We start from the raw sequence: 20,287 nt of genomic DNA, 5'->3' as shown, positions 1-20,287 counted from the left end.
ATGGCGAATTATCTAAGAGCAGCTCGAGTGGATGTGCCACTTCCCACCAAACCAAAATTTCGAGCGGGTTTTCGGGGTCCACAAAGTCTCATTTTTGTGGAGTGTTTTGTCAGTTGTCCGAATAAGAAAGGGCTGTCTCACCACGTCTGAAGTAGACACACGTCTATCTGATAAACCCCTTAAGCCGATCGCCCAGCTTGCTCTTAATCTTGTCTTCCACCCTCGACTTAGCTTCATCCTTAAGGGCATCTTCAGCGACGCCTTTGAGTTGGTCTTCCATGGCTTTGTTATCCACTCGGACCTTGGGTGCAGCGAATGACCCCCGGACCTTAACGGGCACCATAAAATTAGCCACCGGAAGCTTTCGGCGCTTAATGATGAACTCTGAATCTGTCAGCGTGGCGAGTAAATCCAGAGTTAACTCACCCTCACCGGCGTATCGGAACTCTCCGTCGAGGCTCAGATCGATCTGCCCGCCATTAACGCGCTTGGCGATATCCGGTTTCAACGCCGACAAAGTGCTCTTTGCATCTAGGCCGTCGAAACTTAACTCAAGCTGGTTTGCCCCCGCGCCGCTTAACTCATCGAGCTGCATGAGCATCCCAATTGACCCGTCGTCTGAAGCCATCTCGATGCGCGGAGAGACGGCGAGTTGCTTGGGGTTTGAGGCAAGATTTTCAGCCAGAACGGACAGGTCCTTGTCGGCGAACGCGGCGATGCGAATTGAATCCACTGACACCTTCTCTGCCAACGCAGACCAATAGCTATCTTCAATGGGCGTAAATGACAGCCCTGTGTAACCACTTTGCGCAATTTGTTCGTCTAACCACTCCGCGTAACTGGGGGAGCCGATAGCGGGCTCAGACTCAGAGCCCTCTGGAATGACGCCCTCCCAACGCTTCAATAGCGCCTGAACTTGTCTTAAACGATCGAGCCAGGCCTCTGCATCCTTCACATAACTACCCACTTCGTCTGACGTGGGCGCCGTGACGGCTACAGGCCCAATCAAAGGGCCCGTCAATTGGCCGGGGCTCATTCTAGGCATACCAGAGCGAGCCTCTTGAGCTCGAACTTCCTTCACCAAAATGCGTTTGGAAAGCAGGGCCGCACTGGACACCGAAATCCGTAACTCTGTGGCCGAGAATAAGTTCACCGACAGATCAGACGGGTCTGCCACTTCCAAGCCAGTCACATCCAGCGTTCCCGTCCATATATTCAAGCTCAGGCGGTCGATATCCACCGTGGCTCCATTGGCCCGCTCGAGCACCGGCACTAAGGCGCTCTTAAGATCTGATTTCGCCCATTGCCAAATACCCAGCGCGAGGAGTGCAATGAGCGCAGCGCCAATGAGTCCCTCTTTTACTCGAAACAAGGGAACGGATTTGTTGAGCACAGAGCCCAGGCCTTCTTTGGACGACTTGCCAAGCAGCAAAGTGAGTGCCGTCCGACCGAGAAATGATTGTGCGAATGCGTCGAACGTTGCATTCGCTTGTAAGCCAGCGCTCGCGTTACGCATTTTTTGAACACCGCCATTGACGATAAAAGCTGTGGCCAGCGCAAGCGGCACACCGACAATGAGAGCGCCCACCGTCGCATAGCGTTCAAACCCGAACCAGGCCAAGAGAGGTAGCTGGCTTAGCTTCACCAGCGCCGTGCCAAACACGCCCTGGAGTGCTGAATGGCCCAACGCAAAAAGCCAAGGTAGGCCCAACAGTAAGAGGGTCTTAGCGACAACAAAAGACAGCACGAATAACCCCGTATTCACACGTGTGAGCGAAGCAAACAAGAAGACAATGGCGACCAGACCCGCGCTGGCACCGTAGTCTGGAAGCATTCCTAAGAGGAACCCTAGACTAACGCTCACCCAAACATGAGCCGGCGACAACCCACCTTTCAAAAACTTTGTAACCGAGCCGACAAGCATGACACCCCCTCTTTTCTCCCTGCTCAAGATACCCCCAACACCCCGGCATTCAAGTACTGCCGTTTTAGGGCGAAGAACAAAATAACGAAAATGCGAACCCCGACACGGTGAAACCCTACGCTTGGGCTGAGGGAAGGATTAATGACGGGTGTGTAAGGTCAGTTCAGAGCGCCACGACGGCGTTTTGGGGAGAGAAGTTAAAACCAACTCGTGACTTCTAAAGGCATGTGTGGTCATACTCATTGCCGTAAACAACACAAGAAGTGGCCGTGTTTCCTCTTGATAAGCGAGGCCATTAATAAGACCAATAACGATCGTTAATTTCTTTAGGGAAATTCTCACATGACAGCAGTAACCTCCCCTGCAGAGCCAGGGGGCCCTGGCAACAACACGGGCTTTGGCACGAAGCCCTACCGAACCTATGTTCTCTCCGCGCTGACACTGATTTACATCTTAAATTTTGTCGATCGCGGTCTACTCGCCGTGGTCGGTCCCGAGCTTGTCCCGGAATTAGGTATTTCAGATACGCAGTTTGGCTTGCTAACCGGGTTTGGGTTCGCACTGCTTTATACGATTGTTGGCATCCCACTGGCGCGAGTCGCTGATACGGGTCACCGCGTGTGGATTATGACGGTCTGTATTGCGCTCTGGTCAATGATGACTGCGCTGTGTGGTTTGGCTACCGAGGTAACGATTGGCTCGATGACCATTGGTGCGTTCTGGATCTTGCTGCTATGTCGTGTGGGGGTTGGCATTGGCGAAGCGGGCTGCACGCCGCCGGCAAACTCACTCATTGCAGATTACTACGCACCGAGAGATCGCTCGCAAGCCCTCGGTGTCTATGCGATGGGGGTAACGCTCGGAGGATTATTTGCCAATCTCATCGGCGGCTGGGTTACCGACGCCTTTGACTGGCGAGCCGCCTTCTTTGTTCTCGGCTTACCGGGCCTCCTCATTGCCATTATTTTCAAACTAACCGTCACTGAGCCGCCGCGCGGATACACCGACCCAACGGGCACCGAACCTAAAGACGAGGTGGCATTAGGGGAAGCTCTCAAAGAGTTGACGAAGAAGCCTGCCTTTTGGCTCATGACCGCAGGCGCCACGATTGCCGCGTTCTGCGGCTATGGCATCAGCTCCTTCCAATCTATTTTCTTTGTGCGATCACACGGCATCACTGCAGGCGAAGCCGCTATTTGGATTAATACACCGGTCGCCCTTGCGGCAGCCTTTGGCACCTTCGGAACTGGCTGGATTGCCACCAGGCTCTACAAAATATACCCAGGAGCTATTGCTTGGGTACCCGCCATAGGCCTTGGCATTTCAGTCCCTTTCTATCTCTTTGCGTTTACGACAGAAAGCTTGCTGTGGGCAGGTATCGGTTTGAGCATTGCCGGCTTCTCAAAATACGGTTATCTCGCGGCGCAATACACCATTGGACAGGGCGTTGTGACCATGCGTGTCCGTGCAACCGCGACCGCCGTGCTTCTGTTCATCGTCAATCTACTAGGCTACGGGTTTGGGCCCCTGTTCATTGGCGCGATATCCGACGTCTTCTTTGTTAATGGGATTACTGAGCTTGGTGTGACCGTCGAGGAACTCTCTCGCAACCAGTGCCACCCGAAGGTGATTGGGCTTTTGGATTCAAACTTGCAAGAGGCGTGCGGTGCGGTCTACGCGCAGAGCCTTCAGTCGGCAATACTCATTACCGCCAGCCTCTACGCTGTCTGCTCGCTCTTTTTCTTGCTGACGTGGCCAAGACTGAGTAAAGACATGGTTGACCGCAACCCGGGCTGAATGCGAGTGCATACTGCCGGACTTTTACCCTAGCGTATGCACTCACCTCTCCGCTACCGGAGAGCGGCGTATCAGCCTAGCGCTGCAAGCATTGCCTGAATGCGCTCATGACCCAAACCTTCAAGCGTGAGGATATTGCGCTCAGGTATTTCCTCTGGGTTTGGGAAGCCGTCGAGCGCCCGTGTCACCATAGCCTCACGAAGTAGATGAATAATTGGGAACGGTGCGCGATTAGTAAAATGGCTTGTGGCGTCAACAGGCTCACCCGCAAATTGGTAGTCGGGGTGAAAGCTCGCCAGCTGCAGAACACCCTGCAGATTCATCTCCTCAAGCAGCAACTCAGCGTTATCTAGAAATTCTAGATAGGCCTCAAACTCTGTCAATGCGTTTGGGAATACCACCAGCGTAGTCGCCACCTCCGCCTCGGACGCGTTTTGGATGACCGCGATTTCATTTACCAAGGCACGGGCTATACCCTCTGGGTCGGTCGCTTGGCAGACTTCGATGCGCAAGGCATCGGATCCCACAACGGGTCGAGCAAACGGACAGAGGTTGAGTCCCACAACAAACGCGGCGAGCCATGCACGTGTTTTTCGCTCCGTAGCCTCTACTACGCTGTCTTTTTCGGTGTCCGCGGTGTCGCCCTTACTAGCTCGCATCTTCGAGTGCCTGTTGCTGTTCCATCCACTGCTCTTCTACCCCCTCGACTTCCGCCTTCAAAGCGCCTTCGTCTTTTACAATGGCTGCGAGCCGATCTCGCTGGTCTGCCTCGTAAAGAGCAGGGTCAGCAAGCGCTTCCTGTAGTTTCGCTAGCTCATTTTGAAGACGCTCGAGTTGTTTCTCTGTTTTCTGCAATGCTTGACGCAGTGGCTTCAAACGCACGCGTTGCTCCGCGCCGCTTTGACGCAGCTCCTTGCCTTTCACGCCCTTTTCACGCGCGAGGTCCCCCGCACTCGTGCTGCTTGGCGCCGCCTTATTGGTCGCACCCGGCTTTGGCGTTGCGCTCTTGGCTTCACCAGCACCCGACTGTTTTGAGGTTTTATCGCCCGCTAGAACCCATTTCTCGTAAGTCGGTAAGTCATCGGGGTATTCGGTTACCGAGCCGCCCTCGACTAACCAGAGCGACTCGACAACATGGCGAAGTAGGTGGCGATCGTGACTGACGAGGACAATGGCGCCGGTATACCCTTGCAAGGCCATTGCTAGCGCATGACGCATTTCCAAATCGAGGTGGTTAGTGGGCTCGTCGAGAATAAGCACGTTTGGGTCCTGCCAAACCACCATAGCCAGCGCTAATCGTGCTTTCTCGCCTCCCGAAAACGGTCGGATGATCTCCTTGGCACGATCACCCTTAAAATTAAACCCACCCAAAAAATCAAAGATGGTTTGCTCGCGAGCATTTGGGCTGAGTCGCTGCAAATGCAGGAGCGGACTCGCATCGAGATCGAGTACGTCTAACTGTTGCTGATCGAAATAACCAATGCGCAAATGTGCACCCGTAACTCGCCTTCCGCTCTTAGCTTGCAGGGCCCCCATTAAGCCCTTAAGCAGCGTGGACTTTCCCGCGCCATTCTTACCCAATAGGCCTATTCGGTCGCCGGGGTGGAGTGAGAATGACACACGCTCTAAGACAGCTTCCTCGCCATAACCTAGGGTCAGTTCATCGACTGACAGCAAGGGATCGCTGGTCTTACCCGGCTCGGGAAACTGAAAATAAAAAGGCGAGTCTGCATGCGCTGGCGCCAGTGTCTCCATGCGCTCGAGTGCTTTTAGACGACTTTGTGCCTGCTTAGCCTTGGTTGCCTTCGCCCTGAACCGACGCACAAAGTCTTCAATGTGCGCAATCTCGCGCTGCTGACGCGCGAACTGTGCCCGTTGCTGAGCCATGCGTTCGGCACGTTGCTTCTCATACGCTGAATAGCCACCGCGATAAGTCACCAGCCCCTGCCCCTCCAAACTCAAGGTGCGATCGCAAATGGCATCAATGAAATCACGGTCATGAGAGATCATGAGCAACGTACCTTCATAGCGAAGCAACCACTGCTCAAGCCACAACATGGTGTCGAGATCCAGGTGGTTTGTGGGCTCATCGAGCAGGAGCACATCGGAGGGCGTCATCAACGCCCGCGCCAAATTGAGGCGCACGCGCCAACCACCCGAAAAATCGGTAACGGCGTTACTGAGTTCAGATGAAGAGAAGCCCAAGCCCAGCAGCAGTTGTTCGGCACGACGCTGTGCGTCGTAGCCATCAAGTGCGTCGAGATCCTGGTAGAGCGATGCCGCGTGCTCGAAGTCCTCGTCACGCTCCGCTTTAGCAATTGATTGAACAAGCGCGAACACAGCGGCATCGCCTGCCATCACGAAATTCAGTGCTGTTGCGGTGCTGGCCTCGAGCTCCTGCGCCATGTGCGCCAGTCGAAGTCCTGCCATACCGCGGATAGTGCCGCTATCGGCGGCGAGTGCTCCCATGAGCATGGCGAACAAGCTCGACTTGCCCGTGCCATTCGCCCCAATGAGCGCAAGCTTCTGGCCCGGCTGTAACGTGGCAGAGCCGCCCTCTATTAAGAGTTTGGGCCCTCGGCGGAGGGTGATGTCGTCTAGGATGATCAATTGGGAGACTTTTTATTCAATTACCTACTTACCTACATTACCCACTTGCCTGTCTTTGAGCCTTCTCACGGCTAGCAAGTGGACCGCTCGCCTAACCCGTCATTGGAACGGGTTCATCTCCCTAGTGTGGGGATATCCGAAAAGAGGAAGGCCGAGGCCGCAAGTGTCTCATATTAGTGCTTGGCGTCGCTTACTCATTAGATAGAAAGTTCCGAGGAGACCACTCAACCACTTCGCTCCCATACCGCCGTATCGGTGTCGACGCTGCGCACTGACGGGAGGGAACAGCCTTCGGAGGGTTTTCCTACCGTCTTGAGTGTCTTGGCAAGAATCGACGGGGCGTTATTGAGTGGCCAACGGTGCGGGAGTTGCCACTTGCCGATCCCAGTGGCGGCGCAGGCCGTCTGCAATAACTAAACCTAAGGGCGCAGAGGCCCAGATAGAGATCAGCAGCGAGGCACTTTCCCACTCACGAAGTAGCGGCCCCGTGATAACAAGCAGCACACGGAATCCCCAAAACGCGCCATACATGGCCCCGACAAAGCGGATCATCCAGATACGATGTCGCTCCCAGTCCCCTCGAATAGCCGTGCGCGCCCCCATGACAGCCGCACCGTAAACGCACAGCGACATCGAGTAAAAGCCCCACTCTGCCCAAATCCCACCGTAGGATTTAACCGCATTATGTTCACTGGCCAGGAACAACGCGGCAACCGTCCCGATCGTGAGGAACATCAGGGTCAGTCGACCCACCCAAGCATGCCCTGCTCCCTCAACACTGTGACCCGGCCGAAACAGCTGAATATGCATCAGTACGAAAACGATTGAGTTACAAACCAAGTGGACATAAAGCGCATTGGTTCGCAGTAACGGTGCCTCGACAAATCGATCAAAGAAGGCCACACCCCAGCTCTGATGCAGTTCAAAGGTTCCCCCCCACAAAGAACATGCATTGTTGGAACAGGTAGTCATTGCCGACGGCACCTCGCCCGCAGGCAAACCCAGGTTGTCGAAGAAATCATAGAGACTAATGAAAAACGCAATCCCAGCCGGCGCACCCTCCAACACGTATCTGATATTGAGAAACAGCAGCAAGACCAACCCAAAGCCCGCAATGAGCGGCCACTGTTTTGGCCTGAACAAACCTCGACTGATGAGCGCGCCCCACACGAGGACCGCACCATAAAAACCCATCACGCTGAGTGGCATAGTTCGTAGCCTTTTTTGATTATTGTTTTTGTTCGAGCCGAGCCTAGGGCCCTCCTATTCCAAGTGCATCATGAACCAGCACGCTAAGAAAAAAAATAGGCGAGCCCTTAGGGCGTCGTGGTGCTGAAGACTCAACCCTATTGTCTGTCAATCAGTTCGACGAGCCTTTTGCTTCACCTCAAGGACCATTAAACTGATTATCAGCTTTCCAAAATAGGCGTTTCTCATGCGTATCCTTGCTTTAAGACCACAGCGGGCCGCCTTTGTCTCCATTGGCTTACTGCTTATTATGTCTGGGTGCGCAGGCATTGAAGAGGTGCCCGCCTGGGAAAGAGGTTATTTAGCAAAAACCGGCATGCAGTGGGATAACTTCCCGCGCGAGGGGCGCTTAGCGGGTCACGTTTACACCAGTAAAGAGGCCTCCTCGGGAGGTGCAAAGGCCGCCGGAGGTGGATGTGGCTGTAACTAAGAATCAGTCGCCAATGTCCCGCGCGCCGCAAAAGCTCAGCGCCAAAAGTCCGATAGTACAAGCCCTGGGTACCGCTATTGCAGCAATACCCGCTTATCAGTCAGCGCAAGCTGACGCACCGCCCGCCTATTCCGAAATGGGTATCCGATATTCCCATTACGACGAGGATCAACTGGCCGAGTCGACCTTCATCTTTGGGAGCAGGGATCGCTACGACATCGATATAACCCAATTCTGGTTCGAGACGCCGGTAGGTGGATCGTGGTCCGTTGCGCTCGATGTGCAAAATGATGTCATGAGCGGCGCCTCACCTTGGTTTATCGGTACCAATGTTGACGGTGATCCCGGGGTGATTACGAGCGGCGCGAGCATCTCCGATCAGCGTGTCGAAGTCGGTGTTACTACCCGCTATTTTTGGGCGGACGGTAATGCTGGATTTAACGTGGCACAGTCCAAAGAAGACGATTACGAAGCCACCTCATGGGCATTTGATGCCTCTTGGAACAGTGAGGACAATGCGAGAACCTGGACAACATCACTCAGCAGCTCGAACGATTCTTTAGAGCCAGAGCAAGGCAATATACCGGTATCGATAGAGAGAGGATCTCTGGACACCCAGTCAGTCTATTTCGGCATGAGCCAAATTCTGTCCAGCACCGCGCTCATGCGAGTCGGGCTTAGCTACACAGTGAGTGACGGTTATTTATCTGACCCCTACAAGCTGTTTGACCAGCGACCCGACCAGCACGAACGCTTCGCGATAAGCACCGGTTATCGCCGGCACTTTATTGAAGCGCAGGGATCACTTCACCTCGATTACCGTTACTACGACGACAGCTGGGGCACTCATTCTCACACTGCGGAAGTCGCCTGGCACCAGGAAATACGAGGACATAGTCTAAAGCCGTATATTCGCTACTACAGCCAAGAACAGGCTGATTTCTTCTCAACGAGAGCTCAGCTTGATGAGCGTTATTATGCTGACGATTTTCGTCTTTCCTCTTACGGGGCGCTCACAGCAGGTGTTCGGGGTGTCTTAGCCGTCGGCGACTGGCAGTTCGAAGGTCAAGTCGAACGCTACATGAGTGAACATAGCTGGGGTTTATCGGGTGGCGAAGAGTCTCCCGCCCTAGTGGACTTCTGGCGCATGACGGTCGGAGTGTCGTGGCGCTTTGACTGAGCCAAGCAGCTTCACCCAACAGCAGTTTCGTGTCATGGGAGGGCCGGCCTCGCTTACCCTTCGTCATATTGCGCCGATGCGCGAGCGGGCTGAGGACGCCTGTAACGAAGTGAGAGCAGAACTCGACCGTCTTGAAGCGAAGTACAGCCGCTATGTCGAAGGGAGTGTCATTAGTGAGATAAACCGCAACGCAGGGTCAGGTACCGTCACTACAGTAGACGATGAAACACGAGGACTACTCCACGTTTGCAGTCGACTGCACGAACAAAGCGATGGTCTATTTGACCCAACCGCTGGCACACTAAACACGGTCTGGAATCTACAAAGTGGCCAGATTGATGTGCCCGAAAGACTGCCCACCCTCCTTAATCGCATCGGCTGGCACAAGGTTAACATTAGTGCTGATGGCGTGTATCTGCCCGAAGCCACCACCTCGCTGGACCTGGGCGGCGTCGTCAAGGAATATGCTGTGGATCTGGCGGTGAAATTACTGAGGCAGCGCGGATTTAACGACGCGATTGTCGAGCTCGCCGGCGATGTTTTTGCGAGCGGCACAAATGACCACGATATGCCATGGCGGATTGGTGTAGCTGACCCCAGTCAGCCCGATAAACCCGTGACCACAATCGAGTTAAAGGACGCAGCCCTCACCAGTAGCGGATCCTATCAACGCTTCTTCACGCATAAAGGAGTGCGATACAGCCACTTCCTGAACCCAAAGACAGGTTACCCGGTAGCGGGCGCAATCAGCGTAAGCGTCGTTGGTGAAAATGCACTCATGGCTGGCGCCGTTGCCACCATCGCGTGCCTAAAAGGCAGTGAAAGCGCTAAGGCGTGGCTGCTAGCTGCGGACCTACCGTGGTTGATTATTAATGAATTCGGCCAGCTCGAGGGACCCTTAGCTAATCGCTGAGGCATTCTTGCGAGAGCGCCTCTCTCTTTGTCGTCACGACAATCGGTTACGGACGCACTTCAACCGCCTCAGCCCATGTTTTAATCACTTGGTAGCCCGACGTCTGAGTCCCGTAGCGAACACCACCACCATGACCAAGTGTTCCTGATAACTTACCAAGGAGTCGGGATGCACTGCTGCGATCGATGTAGGAGACCATCGAGTCGTAGTTTTGCTGAGGACTACCAGTAACACTTGCACCATATAAGCTCAGTCCACCAGGTGCGCCCACCCGGCCATGGCAGCCCGAACTTGTGCAGCCACGCTGAAAATCGGCGATAAGCGGATTTACATTCTGTGTATAGTCATCTTGCAAGGAGCCACTCGTATCCTCGCAGCCCGAGTCGTCTACAACGACGCCTGAAGAAGAATTGGGACACTGATCAAGGTCATCTGATACACCATCGTCGTCAGAATCCAGCTGCGAGGGAGAACATCCGACGGCATCCGCAGTTTCGTCCGTGGGCGTCGACGGGCACTGATCAAGGTCATTAGTGACACTGTCGCCATCGTCATCGATTTGAGAGTCCGCACACCCCTGCGCATTCACCGCGGCACCCGCTGGGGTGTTGGCACATAGATCGTCTGCGTCCGCCACACCGTCGGCGTCTGTATCTGTAATTTGGACGGTGTCTTCGCCGCCATCCCCATTGCCCTTTAGGATAAAAAACATAATCTCCGGCGCGATCGGCGTTGTCGACTGCGTGGATACGACCGACTCAGACTTGGGCTCACTTGCATGAACCCCCGCAACCGAGATCACGCTAAGCAGACTCAACGCCGCAACGAAGATCGAAACCAAACCCTGTCTGAATAATTGTGGTGTCATCGGAATGAGTGTACGCGAAGGCGTCACCATAGCCACCTAAGAACAGCGCTTATCTAAAGACAAAATGTTGACGGCGCCGTTGAAAGCTCCGCCCTCGGCGGACCTGACTTAATGAAGCATGTCGGCAGTTTTGAGGGGTCCGTTCGGCAGGCCTACGCTGACAGCGAGCAATACCGAACCTTCGGGTCGTTCGTCAAAGCCAAGTTCTGACGACGCCAAGAAGTCGAGCCTCAGTCTTGCGACACCTACACCCATAACTGCAATGGGGAAGCGGCTTGTACCCCAAAAGGGCTTTGGGTGTTGGTAATCAGGTGCGTTGGGAGTGAATGCCCGAGGACGCACACGATACGCGTCGACTGGTCGGGCGTTTTATCGTTTCTGGCGAGGCAGACTCACCTCGTCTCAGGCTTCGACTTCAGGACTCATTGGGTATCGTTCGTTGCTTCTCTGCCGCTTTCCAAACTCGAACGAAGTTGCCCCCCCAAATTTTTTGAATATCAGCCTCTGAATAGCCTCTCTGGAGTAGGCCCAGTGTGACGTTCAAAGACTCACTGGCGTCGTTATAGCCGGGGATACCACTCCCATGATTAAAGTCCGTACCAATGCCGACGTGATCAACGCCCACAAGAGTCACAATATAGTCAATGTGGTCGAGCATCGTGTCGAGTGAAATTGGACCCAGTAAAGCACGCACCCCACGCAAAAACGTTCTTTTAACCGTGGGGTCTGTGATTTCCCAATAAAGTTCAAACGGATACAGGTAATCCTCATCGATACCCGCCTCGCGGCGCATCTTGCGGATCGCACCGTCGATCGCGGGGTCTTGTGAATCAAACAAATAACCCGCAAACGGCGCTACGTGTACCACGCCACCGATTGCTGCGATACGCCGTATTTCGTTATCACTCAGGTTGCGGCTCACATCGGTTAATGCGCGCACGTTTGAATGACTGGCAACAACTGGCGCTTGGGACTCTCTCACAACCTGTAGCGTCGCTTCAGTGGATAACTGCGAGACATCAATCACGGCACCTAACGCGTTAAAGCGTTTGATGGCTTCGACTCCCTGTGCCGACAGCCCTCCATGTTCGGCGCTGACCTCTCGCTCACCCGTTGCCGCGTTGAACAAGGGGCGAGACGAGTCTGCAAAGTCGTTATGCCCCATGTGTGTCAGCGCGAACATCCGAACACCTTGACTGTAAAAATGATCAATCGCGGTGGCGTCCATGCCAAAAATAAGCGCATTTTGGGCACTCAAGATGATAGCCCGGTCTCCTTGAGCGACGGTCGCCAGCAACTCGTCCGCGCTTGTAACAAGACGTGTCTGATTTTGGGTGTCTTCAACGAGCGCCTTAACCGCCCTCAGTTTTTCGTCTGCAATACGCCGCGCTTCGGTGAAACCGGGTCCAGTTCGCGCTTTGGGTCCAACGGCAATTGCCATTACGACCGCATCAAGCTGACCATCCCGCATTTTTTGTGGCGCGACTTTCGAGAGTCCGTCTGGACCCACGTACATGGAGGGTTTCCCCGGGATTTCAATATCTGCGTGCGCGTCGAGCGTTAAACTTTGCCCATGAATATCACGCGCTCGCTCGAGAAGTCCCTCGTCAGGGTTTGCCGACGCGACAAGCGGGAGTACTGCCGTCAAAAACGCCAGGACCACCTTTATTATGAGGTTATTCACCATGCTGCCCATGGGTTAGCGGCTACTCGCCGGCCGCCTTCTTCACCGCCAATAGTTCCTCATACTGCGGTGTTTCACCTTTGGCCTGCGCCATAAACGTGTTGCGAATGGCTTCGCCATCGAGCATGGAGGCGTTCCATGTCGCAATGTAGTCAAGCCCATCAGCGGTGCTGTGATCTCTTGCATAGTTCACCATGCGCTTGGCTCCAGAAACCGCAAGCGGCGCATGAGCGGCAATTTGACGCGCGATATTCATGACTGCCTCGAGCATGTCTTCTGCCGAATCATAAACATCGTTAACCAGCCCGATGTCACGCGCCTTCTCTGCACTGACTCGCTCAGCGGTGTAAGACATTTGACGCGCCCACCCCTCTGGAATCAGTTTCACCAAGCGCGGATAGGTGCCCACATCGGCCGTCATACCAATTGCCGTTTCATGGACGGAGAAAAACGCATCACGCGTTGCATAGCGACAGTCACAGGCCGTAATCAAGTCCATCGCGCCACCTACCGCAGCCCCCTGAATTGCAACCAGTACTGGCATTCGCGCTTCTTCAAGACAAGTGAACGCATCCTGCAACGCCATACAGTGATGCCTAAACGCCTCCGCGCGCACGAATCGACTGCCATTCTCTGGACCGTCCAAGCCACCCTCAGTAAACACTGAGATATCCATGCCAGAAGAAAAGTGTCGTCCTTCTGCAGAAAGCACGATGACCCGACACGCGGCATCGCGAGAGAGTTCATTCACCACAGCCGGTAGTTCAGTCCAAAAGGCAGGAATCATTGAATTCGCCTTCTCTGGACGATTAAAACGAATGTGGGCAATGCCCTCTGAAACATTTAAATCAAAGCATTCGTAGGCCATGGGTTGATCTCCTCTTGGTATTTGTATGCCAGCGCAGCAGATTTGAACGCTGATTATTTTTTGATTTCCGCTACGGTAGCGCTCGCGACCCCTGAGTGCAAAGTTAAGTCTCAAACGCCGCCCTCTTCGATACCCCACGCTGTGCATTTCCAACAACAGCCGAATAAACGAAAGGAGGGTTCACTTGTGACGCCTCGGTAGCTAATGGGTGCAATGATGCAATGTTAGAGGGCGTTCATGGCATCCGACGCGCACAGGTAACCCGCAACACAAGTAAGCACGCCTCAATAAGCCCGCATAAAAAAGCCGCGACAAGCGCGGCTATTGAGAATGCCCATAGGCTTAAGCGCCGGGACGACCCAGAACCTGCTCCGTCATCAACGCCTCGCCCGTACAGTCCACCATTTGGTAGTAATCCATCCGACCGCGCCATCCGCCCTTGGCGTACCATTCTTGGTGCTCCATCAAACCTGCCATATCGGGATAAACAACGACGTGGGCGAACTCACCGGCTGCATCACCTCCGCCAATGTTTGGATACATCATGAACCAGGCTATGTTTCCAATACCGTCAGGGTTGTCATTAACAAACTGTGCGTGAGCGGCATTTAGATCATCGTGAGACACGCCGTCTTTTCGTGTGCACCAATTCCACGTCACCACTCGGTCGTTGTCGGCATTCATTGCCGGCACATCGGCCCACATCGTAAACATCGGTGCAAATTTAACGTTGCACGACGCCATCTCTTGCCACTGCGCATTGAGTTTCTGACCTGACTTACCGGACAACCACTTGTCCCAAGAGGTCCCCGCGTTCTCAAAATCCGTGACTAAGAAATCGACAAAGTCAGCGGGATAGGGGTTCATGGCATTGTTGTGGGTAGCGAGGGGGAACTGCCGGACCGACGCTACCTCAGCGTCATTTTTCTTCGCCCATTTTCGATATCGGTCGAAGAATTTTTCATAGTCACTCAAAGAAACGCCATCATTTAACGTGCAAAGATTCGCCTGAACCGACATCGGCTCTGTGGGATCCATTCCTCCGGTAAATGTTGCGTGGTCATCTGCCGCTAGGAACGGCGATATTGCGAATACAACGGAACCTAATACAACTTGCTTAAATGCTTTCATTGTCTTGCCCCAGATTAGTATTGTCTGTGGAGCTCTGAACGTTAGCGAAGTGGAACCGCAAACGCTGCCCCGAACCAAAATCTACATCGCTTACCAAGCTTGTCTATGAATTTCGTTGAGCAGTGTCTGATTTGACTCCTTTTCACTCATTCGGTGCGGAACTCAGATCGCGCCCTTTAGTGCAAAATCGCTCTTTTCCCGGTGTCAGGACTCCCTGAAGTTCAGTTTGTGTCCAATACAACGGCCCTCTTCATGCAGGTTTTTACGCACCAAATCAGATACGTTGTCGTATCTGTTTTAGTAACCTTAAAATAAGGAACCTCTCGTGTCCCCGCGCTCAACATCATTTACTTATGGTCTTATTGCCTTTGCGGGCAGCCTCACCGCCTGCGGCGGAGGCGGATCGGGCTACGACAGTGCCCCCGAGCCTGTCGTAACGACACCCCCAGCACCCTTTGTCATCGAGGGTACGGTGCCTGGCTTCCTCGATCAGGGAACCTTAGTTTCCCTCTCCCTGTCGGGGAAGACGTTCACCACAACCACCGATGCTCAAGGTAGATATGAGCTCACCTTAAATGAAGATGTCTCCGAAAGCGGATTTGCAGTCGTAAATGCGCAAGGCCAGGGTAGTCAGGACTTCATTGAATTTAAAAGTGTGCTCGGAGCGGTATCAGCACTGAAGTCGTTGGCTGGCAGTGACAATATACTGACGGTCAACGAGTACGCTGCAACCCATATTTCAGAGATGACCACGGCAGCCGCTGGCCTGGCAATGATCGAGCAGAGCGGTGTTATGGCTGATTCGCCGGTCGCGTGGCGAAACGCCACGTTAAATATCAATGCAGAAGAGCTCCTCATTGCATCCTCGGCCATCCGCCTAGCCATCAACAACCCTGATATGAAATCGGGAATGATTCCTGATGGCACAACCACCATGGACCTGGCAACTTCCATTGACGCACTTCATAGCGCCGTCGAAATGATGAACGCCGCCGGGGGCACCATAAAAGTCGATGCCAAGATGGAAACCATTGAGAGCGCCGCGACGATCATGCTTCAGCGACCGGCGTCGCTCGAAAATGTATTTATTTTTGAGCCAGGGTATCGGTCATCGGCCTACCAGTTCTTGCCCGACGGCACCGGTATTCGCTTCACCAACAGTCAGAACGAGATGAGGGAGTTTGCGTGGACTGAAGCGGAGAAAACGACCGAGCTTTATTACGACAACTGGGTTGTTGAGTCGAAGACAGTGAAGATTGATATCGATGGCGATGGCATAGAGGAAGAAGTTAGGGAGGAAATCGTTCTCACGAAAACAGACTTAACCTTTGTATCTGAGCAGTCTGATTATGATGTAGTCAACATTGTCGACTATTTCATGAAGCGCTATCCAGATAATGCTGATGCTCTCGAGGCGCAGCCCTTCGACAGATACGACGACAAAGACGCTGGCCGCGGTGCAAAAGCATTTTTTGCCTCAACCGGTGATGCCTTTGACCAACCACAAGCGGATATTTCAGATTGGATTCTGCCGATCCCGGGTCGATGGTCCGAGGACTATCCCGATGGTCGTTTTTACCGTCGTGACATCACTTTCGACTTCATGATCTTTGATCCGGCAAATGCCGGAGCCGGCGCCGAGATTGGAAGCTTTTCATGGCGAGCCAATCCCGATGGCCACCTCCTGATCACCACAGAGCATGGAACAACGTTGGAGTATTTGCCGCTTGCTAATCGAGTGTGGGGCGTGATCGAACGCGACGCTTCTGATTTCGTAGTGGGAATGAACGTGGCCTTTGGCGGAAAACGTGAAGTTGATGCGAATGCCTTTACGCCCGGCGTTTACACACTCGAATGGAGCTGGTTGGACGATCGTAACTCTCAATTCTGGATCGACATCAATGCGGATGGAACGGCACGCAGTGTATGGACCGAAGACCAAGATGGAGACGGAATCGTTACCGTCAGTGAATCGCGGATCAATACCGGTGACTGGACTAACGAATTTGAGAATCTGACGATCAACTTTTACCGAAATAACGGGCCTGATAATTATGACCCGTGTGCGTCAGATGAGCTCGAAGGGTGCGTCATCTATAACCGTCGTTTCTGGGATATTTTTGCTGTTGAAGACAACCGGTTTTTCGTGGGACACACCCATAATTTTTTCGACTACCTTGACGATGTTCAAACCCGGTACATTCTGGATGCAAGGCATTGGGTGCGCCTAGACGAGGCGCCCATCGAGCTTTCGGAGGACTGATCGCTTGTCATGAAGCGGGCCTACAGCGCCCGCATGTCCTCAGCCTCCACTGAGGGCTTATATTGGGGCTCGGGAGATCCAGATCCCGACGCCTCGAAGGCCACTCCGACAGATAACAACAGCGCGTCAGCCCCACGACCGCCCATAAACGAGACACCCACTGGCACGCCTGCAATCGTCCCCATAGGTACCGTCAGATTGGGGTAGCCACTGATGGCAGCCATTGCGCCTGCACCCGCCCAAGCTGGCCAAACATCACCGTTGACGACATCGACTCGTGGGGAAACCGGACCACTGGGGCCCATTAAGACCTGAATATCATGTTCGCGAAGTAGCGCGTCGATACCGTTGTCGCGGGTGGTTCTGCGGATCAGTGCCAATGCGTCCTGATAAGTATCACTTTCCATGGCGGGCGCATCCAGCGACGACTCGAGGATGTCCTGACCAAAGACAGCCTGCTCGACCTCAGCGTTGTCGTTATTAAACGCAACGAGCTCAGCGAGACTGCGAATGGGAATATCGGCGGGTGATCCGCTCAGGTATTCAGTTAGGAACACCTTGAACTCGGCGCCTAATACTAAGCGCGCTGCTCCCCAGAACTCAGGTGGTGTGTCATTTCCCTCGATGCGAACAAGCGTTGCGCCTGCGGCTGCCATTCGGGCAATCGCTGCGTCGAACTGCGCATTCAGACGGGGGCTGTCATTGCGTGAAAAATCCAGAACACCGATGCGCATTCCCTTGATGACACTGGCGTCCAACGAACCAGCGTAATCGTTCTGCCACCCGGTCATCCCATCCAGCATGAGCGCGGCCCCTACCACCGACTTGGTGATGGGCCCCGCCGTGTCCTGCGTGGCCGCAATAGGAACAATGTGCTCAATGGGCAAAAGCCCATGCGTAGGCTTCAGTCCCACCACGCCATTTACCTGCGAGGGACAGATGATCGAGCCGTTGGTCTCAGTACCCACCGTCGCCGCTGCAAGGCTAGCTGCGGCTGCGGCCGCTGACCCAGAACTTGAACCGCAGGCTTGTCGATCTAGCACGTGTGGATTCTTGACTAAGCCACCCACTGACGACCATCCCGAAACGGAGTGGGAAGACCGAAAATTCGCCCACTGACTCAGATTAGTCTTGCCGAGAATAATCGCACCCGATGCGCGAAGCGCCGCCACAAGGGGGCTGTCTCGCCCCGTGACATTGTCAAGAAGCGCTGTTGAGCCGGCAGTGGTCGCAAGCTGATCTCTAGACTCTATATTGTCTTTGAGCAGCACAGGAATACCATCGAGAGGACTGAGCGCACGCCCTTCTCCGCGCCGCAAGTCGCTTTTTTGAGCAAGCTTCAGGGCATCTTTGTTCACCGAAATAACCGCATTGAGTTTAGGGCCAGCCCGATCAATGCGCTCAATTCGTCCTAGGTAAGCTTGAACGAGGTCGACCGACGAAAACGCTTCATTCGCCAAGCCCACACTTAATTCAGGTAGTGTCATCGACACCACATCAGGCGCCGTCGGGACCGATTTAGCCTGTGTGGCGTGCGCTGATTCATCTTGGGCACCACAGCCCCCAAGGATGAATGCGATCGATGTTGTGATGAATAGTCTTCTCATAAATGCGCTCCCAGTGAAAACGACTAACAAAAACCAACAGCGGCCCTTAGGTCGCTGAAGCGGCTACCCATAGGCCTCGGCACCCAGTGCCCTTCTACTCCGCGCTCGCGAATATGCTCATTATGGTGTTTCTCACACCGTTCACCGTTGTCGGCGCACTATTTATAACGCGGGTGTGGAGATCCACAGTGTCAAACGCAGGCCAGTCAGACTGTCCGGGCACATTGGGACTACCCGTTCTCGCAAAGTGGGTCCAATACGCCATCATTTGCGCTGAGACCATGCGATCCGTGTCGGTCCAGTCATAACCCACCTTGTCGATTGTGCCAAATACATAGGCCAAGTCGCCCGAATGATAGGCCCCACCGCTTCGGGGCCCCTCCTCAAGCGCCAAGAATGGTTGATCTGGCATGTAAATGTGAAACGCAGGTGGTACGTGATCCATAAAATACAGGTAGGTATCTTGGCCTGCATCGGCGTGGTATGAGGCCCACTGCCGCATACCATAAGCCATGAATAAGTCTGTGGAGATTGCATGCTTGAGCTCACCTGGCGTCATGCTCGACGCGTCGTATTCCGCCTTGAGCTCAGCCGCTCGCTTACCCCCCACATACTCCAAAAACCCCTGTAGTTCGGCTTCTGTTAAGGCGCTCTCCACTTCAAAAAGCTCGTAGCCCTCGTCGGCAAGAAAGCCGAGCATAAGGGGTATATCGCTCTGCTCGCCCGCAGCAAACACCTCATGAGGCCACCTTGGCAACACACGCCCGTCGATAACAATGCGACTCTCTGACTCCCAATTTGACTTGGTCATTGCCACAAGCAATGCATCAGGCTCAGCACCGCGTAGGTCCTCAATGGAAGACGCCCCTAATGCATCGACTAGCGCCTGACCGCGCTCATGGCCGTTCGCATCCGCTTGCGTTAACTGATTCACGCACGCCGCAGACTGGCCAATTGCTTTGTGAAAGAGACCTTGCGCACTCGGCGCGGTCATCAGTGAGCACACACTTTGAGAGCCCGCGGACTGCCCGAAGATCGTCACGTTTTGGGGGTCACCGCCAAGCACTTCGATGTTTCGCTTCACCCATTGAAGCGCCGCAATCTTGTCCATCAACCCATAGTTCCCAGAGGTGCCGACAGCTGAATCCGACGCGGCCTCCTCAGAAAGCCATGGGTGGGCGAGAAACCCGAGCGGGCCAAGGCGGTAATTGATGGTGACGACCAGTACATCGTGTTGGGCAAGTGTGGTGCCGTCGAAAATCAGCGAGTGGCCCTGCCCACTGACGTGCGACCCGCCGTGAAACCACACCATGACCGGTAATTTTTCTGCACTCTCAGGTGCCCAAATATTTAGGTAGAGACAGTCCTCTGAGACAGGAAAATCCTCGCGACGCCAAACGAAATTTGAGGAATGACGCGGTTGATGACAGCTATCGGCAAATGTATCGGCCACCCTCACGCCAGACCAATTAGCAGGTGGCTGTGGCGCCTGCCATCGCAAGTCACCCACCGGTGGTTCAGCGTAAGGCAGTCCGCGAAAAACCGTAATCGCGCCGTCGAACGGTGAGTCAATGCCCGTTACTTGACCTTCAGTAAGCTGCTTAACCTCGCTCGCTGAAGACGCTGTAACACCGAATTCATCGCCACAACCCAATAATTGTGAGAGTAATACCAGTAGCGCTAAGCGCTTCACCATTTTAATCGCGTTAGCATGCATATCTGCCACCTCTCGCCTTGCCACTTTGTGTGAATCAAACTCCATTG

16 protein-coding genes are annotated in these 20,287 nt (G+C 54.1%); 5 read left to right on the top strand and 11 right to left on the bottom strand.

Annotated elements, in window-relative coordinates; translation table 11 throughout:
- Positions 1-163: 163 nt before the first annotated feature.
- Entirely contained in the window at positions 164-1,924 is a 1,761-nt protein-coding gene (locus tag E0F26_RS05280; RefSeq protein ID WP_279242999.1) for a hypothetical protein, read from the bottom strand.
- Between the two features lie 342 nt (positions 1,925-2,266).
- Here E0F26_RS05280 and E0F26_RS05275 point away from each other — a divergent pair, with 342 nt between their 5' ends.
- The gene (locus tag E0F26_RS05275) at positions 2,267-3,721 is read left to right on the top strand and encodes a spinster family MFS transporter (RefSeq protein ID WP_279242998.1); all 1,455 of its coding nucleotides are present in this window, start codon (positions 2,267-2,269) and stop codon (positions 3,719-3,721) included.
- A 71-nt stretch (positions 3,722-3,792) separates the two neighbouring features.
- Here the strand turns inward: E0F26_RS05275 and E0F26_RS05270 are convergent, their stop codons facing one another.
- From E0F26_RS05270 to E0F26_RS05260, 3 genes are all read right to left on the bottom strand, one after another.
- Positions 3,793-4,380, bottom strand: a complete 588-nt coding sequence (locus E0F26_RS05270) for a DUF1415 domain-containing protein (protein WP_279242997.1) — start codon at positions 4,378-4,380, stop codon at positions 3,793-3,795.
- Complete coding sequence (locus E0F26_RS05265; RefSeq protein WP_279242996.1) at positions 4,370-6,331, bottom strand: ABC-F family ATP-binding cassette domain-containing protein; 1,962 nt, start codon at positions 6,329-6,331, stop codon at positions 4,370-4,372. The genes E0F26_RS05270 and E0F26_RS05265 overlap by 11 nt, the downstream gene beginning before the upstream one ends.
- Before the next feature lie 342 nt (positions 6,332-6,673).
- Positions 6,674-7,540 carry a DUF2306 domain-containing protein gene (locus tag E0F26_RS05260; RefSeq protein WP_279242995.1) on the bottom strand — a complete coding sequence of 289 codons (867 nt, stop codon included), beginning with the start codon at positions 7,538-7,540 and terminating at the stop codon, positions 6,674-6,676.
- Between the two features lie 226 nt (positions 7,541-7,766).
- Between E0F26_RS05260 and E0F26_RS05255 the strand changes: the two genes are divergently transcribed.
- The 3 genes from E0F26_RS05255 to E0F26_RS05245 are packed head-to-tail and all read left to right on the top strand — an operon-like array spanning position 7,767 to position 10,102.
- Positions 7,767-8,009 (top strand): DUF4266 domain-containing protein, encoded by a 243-nt coding sequence (locus E0F26_RS05255; protein WP_279242994.1) that lies wholly within the window; start codon positions 7,767-7,769, stop codon positions 8,007-8,009.
- A complete protein-coding gene (locus E0F26_RS05250; RefSeq protein WP_279242993.1) occupies positions 7,996-9,189 on the top strand; it encodes a DUF3570 domain-containing protein in 1,194 nt (397 codons plus the stop codon). The genes E0F26_RS05255 and E0F26_RS05250 overlap by 14 nt, the downstream gene beginning before the upstream one ends.
- The gene (locus tag E0F26_RS05245; RefSeq protein ID WP_279242992.1) at positions 9,182-10,102 is read left to right on the top strand and encodes an FAD:protein FMN transferase; all 921 of its coding nucleotides are present in this window, start codon (positions 9,182-9,184) and stop codon (positions 10,100-10,102) included. The genes E0F26_RS05250 and E0F26_RS05245 overlap by 8 nt, the downstream gene beginning before the upstream one ends.
- Positions 10,103-10,148: 46 nt before the next feature.
- Here the strand turns inward: E0F26_RS05245 and E0F26_RS05240 are convergent, their stop codons facing one another.
- From E0F26_RS05240 to E0F26_RS05220, 5 genes are all read right to left on the bottom strand, one after another.
- The gene (locus E0F26_RS05240) at positions 10,149-10,997 is read right to left on the bottom strand and encodes a thrombospondin type 3 repeat-containing protein (RefSeq protein WP_279242991.1); all 849 of its coding nucleotides are present in this window, start codon (positions 10,995-10,997) and stop codon (positions 10,149-10,151) included.
- Between the two features lie 81 nt (positions 10,998-11,078).
- Positions 11,079-11,312, bottom strand: a complete 234-nt coding sequence (locus tag E0F26_RS05235) for a hypothetical protein (protein WP_279242990.1) — start codon at positions 11,310-11,312, stop codon at positions 11,079-11,081.
- 73 nt (positions 11,313-11,385) lie between these two features.
- Entirely contained in the window at positions 11,386-12,666 is a 1,281-nt protein-coding gene (locus tag E0F26_RS05230) for a dipeptidase (RefSeq protein ID WP_279242989.1), read from the bottom strand.
- Between the two features lie 10 nt (positions 12,667-12,676).
- Entirely contained in the window at positions 12,677-13,522 is an 846-nt protein-coding gene (locus E0F26_RS05225; protein ID WP_279242988.1) for an enoyl-CoA hydratase-related protein, read from the bottom strand.
- A 342-nt stretch (positions 13,523-13,864) separates the two neighbouring features.
- Entirely contained in the window at positions 13,865-14,653 is a 789-nt protein-coding gene (locus E0F26_RS05220) for a hypothetical protein (RefSeq protein ID WP_279242987.1), read from the bottom strand.
- A gap of 325 nt (positions 14,654-14,978) precedes the next feature.
- On the opposite strand from E0F26_RS05220, the gene E0F26_RS05215 reads away from it, so the two are divergent.
- Positions 14,979-16,916, top strand: a complete 1,938-nt coding sequence (locus tag E0F26_RS05215; RefSeq protein WP_279242986.1) for a class I SAM-dependent methyltransferase — start codon at positions 14,979-14,981, stop codon at positions 16,914-16,916.
- A gap of 20 nt (positions 16,917-16,936) precedes the next feature.
- Here the strand turns inward: E0F26_RS05215 and E0F26_RS05210 are convergent, their stop codons facing one another.
- Together E0F26_RS05210 and E0F26_RS05205 are read right to left on the bottom strand one after the other, a co-directional pair.
- A complete protein-coding gene (locus E0F26_RS05210) occupies positions 16,937-18,523 on the bottom strand; it encodes an amidase (protein ID WP_279242985.1) in 1,587 nt (528 codons plus the stop codon).
- 94 nt (positions 18,524-18,617) lie between these two features.
- A complete protein-coding gene (locus E0F26_RS05205) occupies positions 18,618-20,285 on the bottom strand; it encodes a carboxylesterase/lipase family protein (RefSeq protein ID WP_279242984.1) in 1,668 nt (555 codons plus the stop codon).
- Positions 20,286-20,287 lie beyond the last annotated feature (2 nt).

This window comes from Candidatus Paraluminiphilus aquimaris (genome assembly GCF_026230195.1).
GTDB classification, from domain to species: Bacteria; Pseudomonadota; Gammaproteobacteria; order Pseudomonadales; family Halieaceae; genus Luminiphilus; species Luminiphilus aquimaris.
This window is presented reverse-complemented; position numbering and strand designations above follow the sequence as displayed.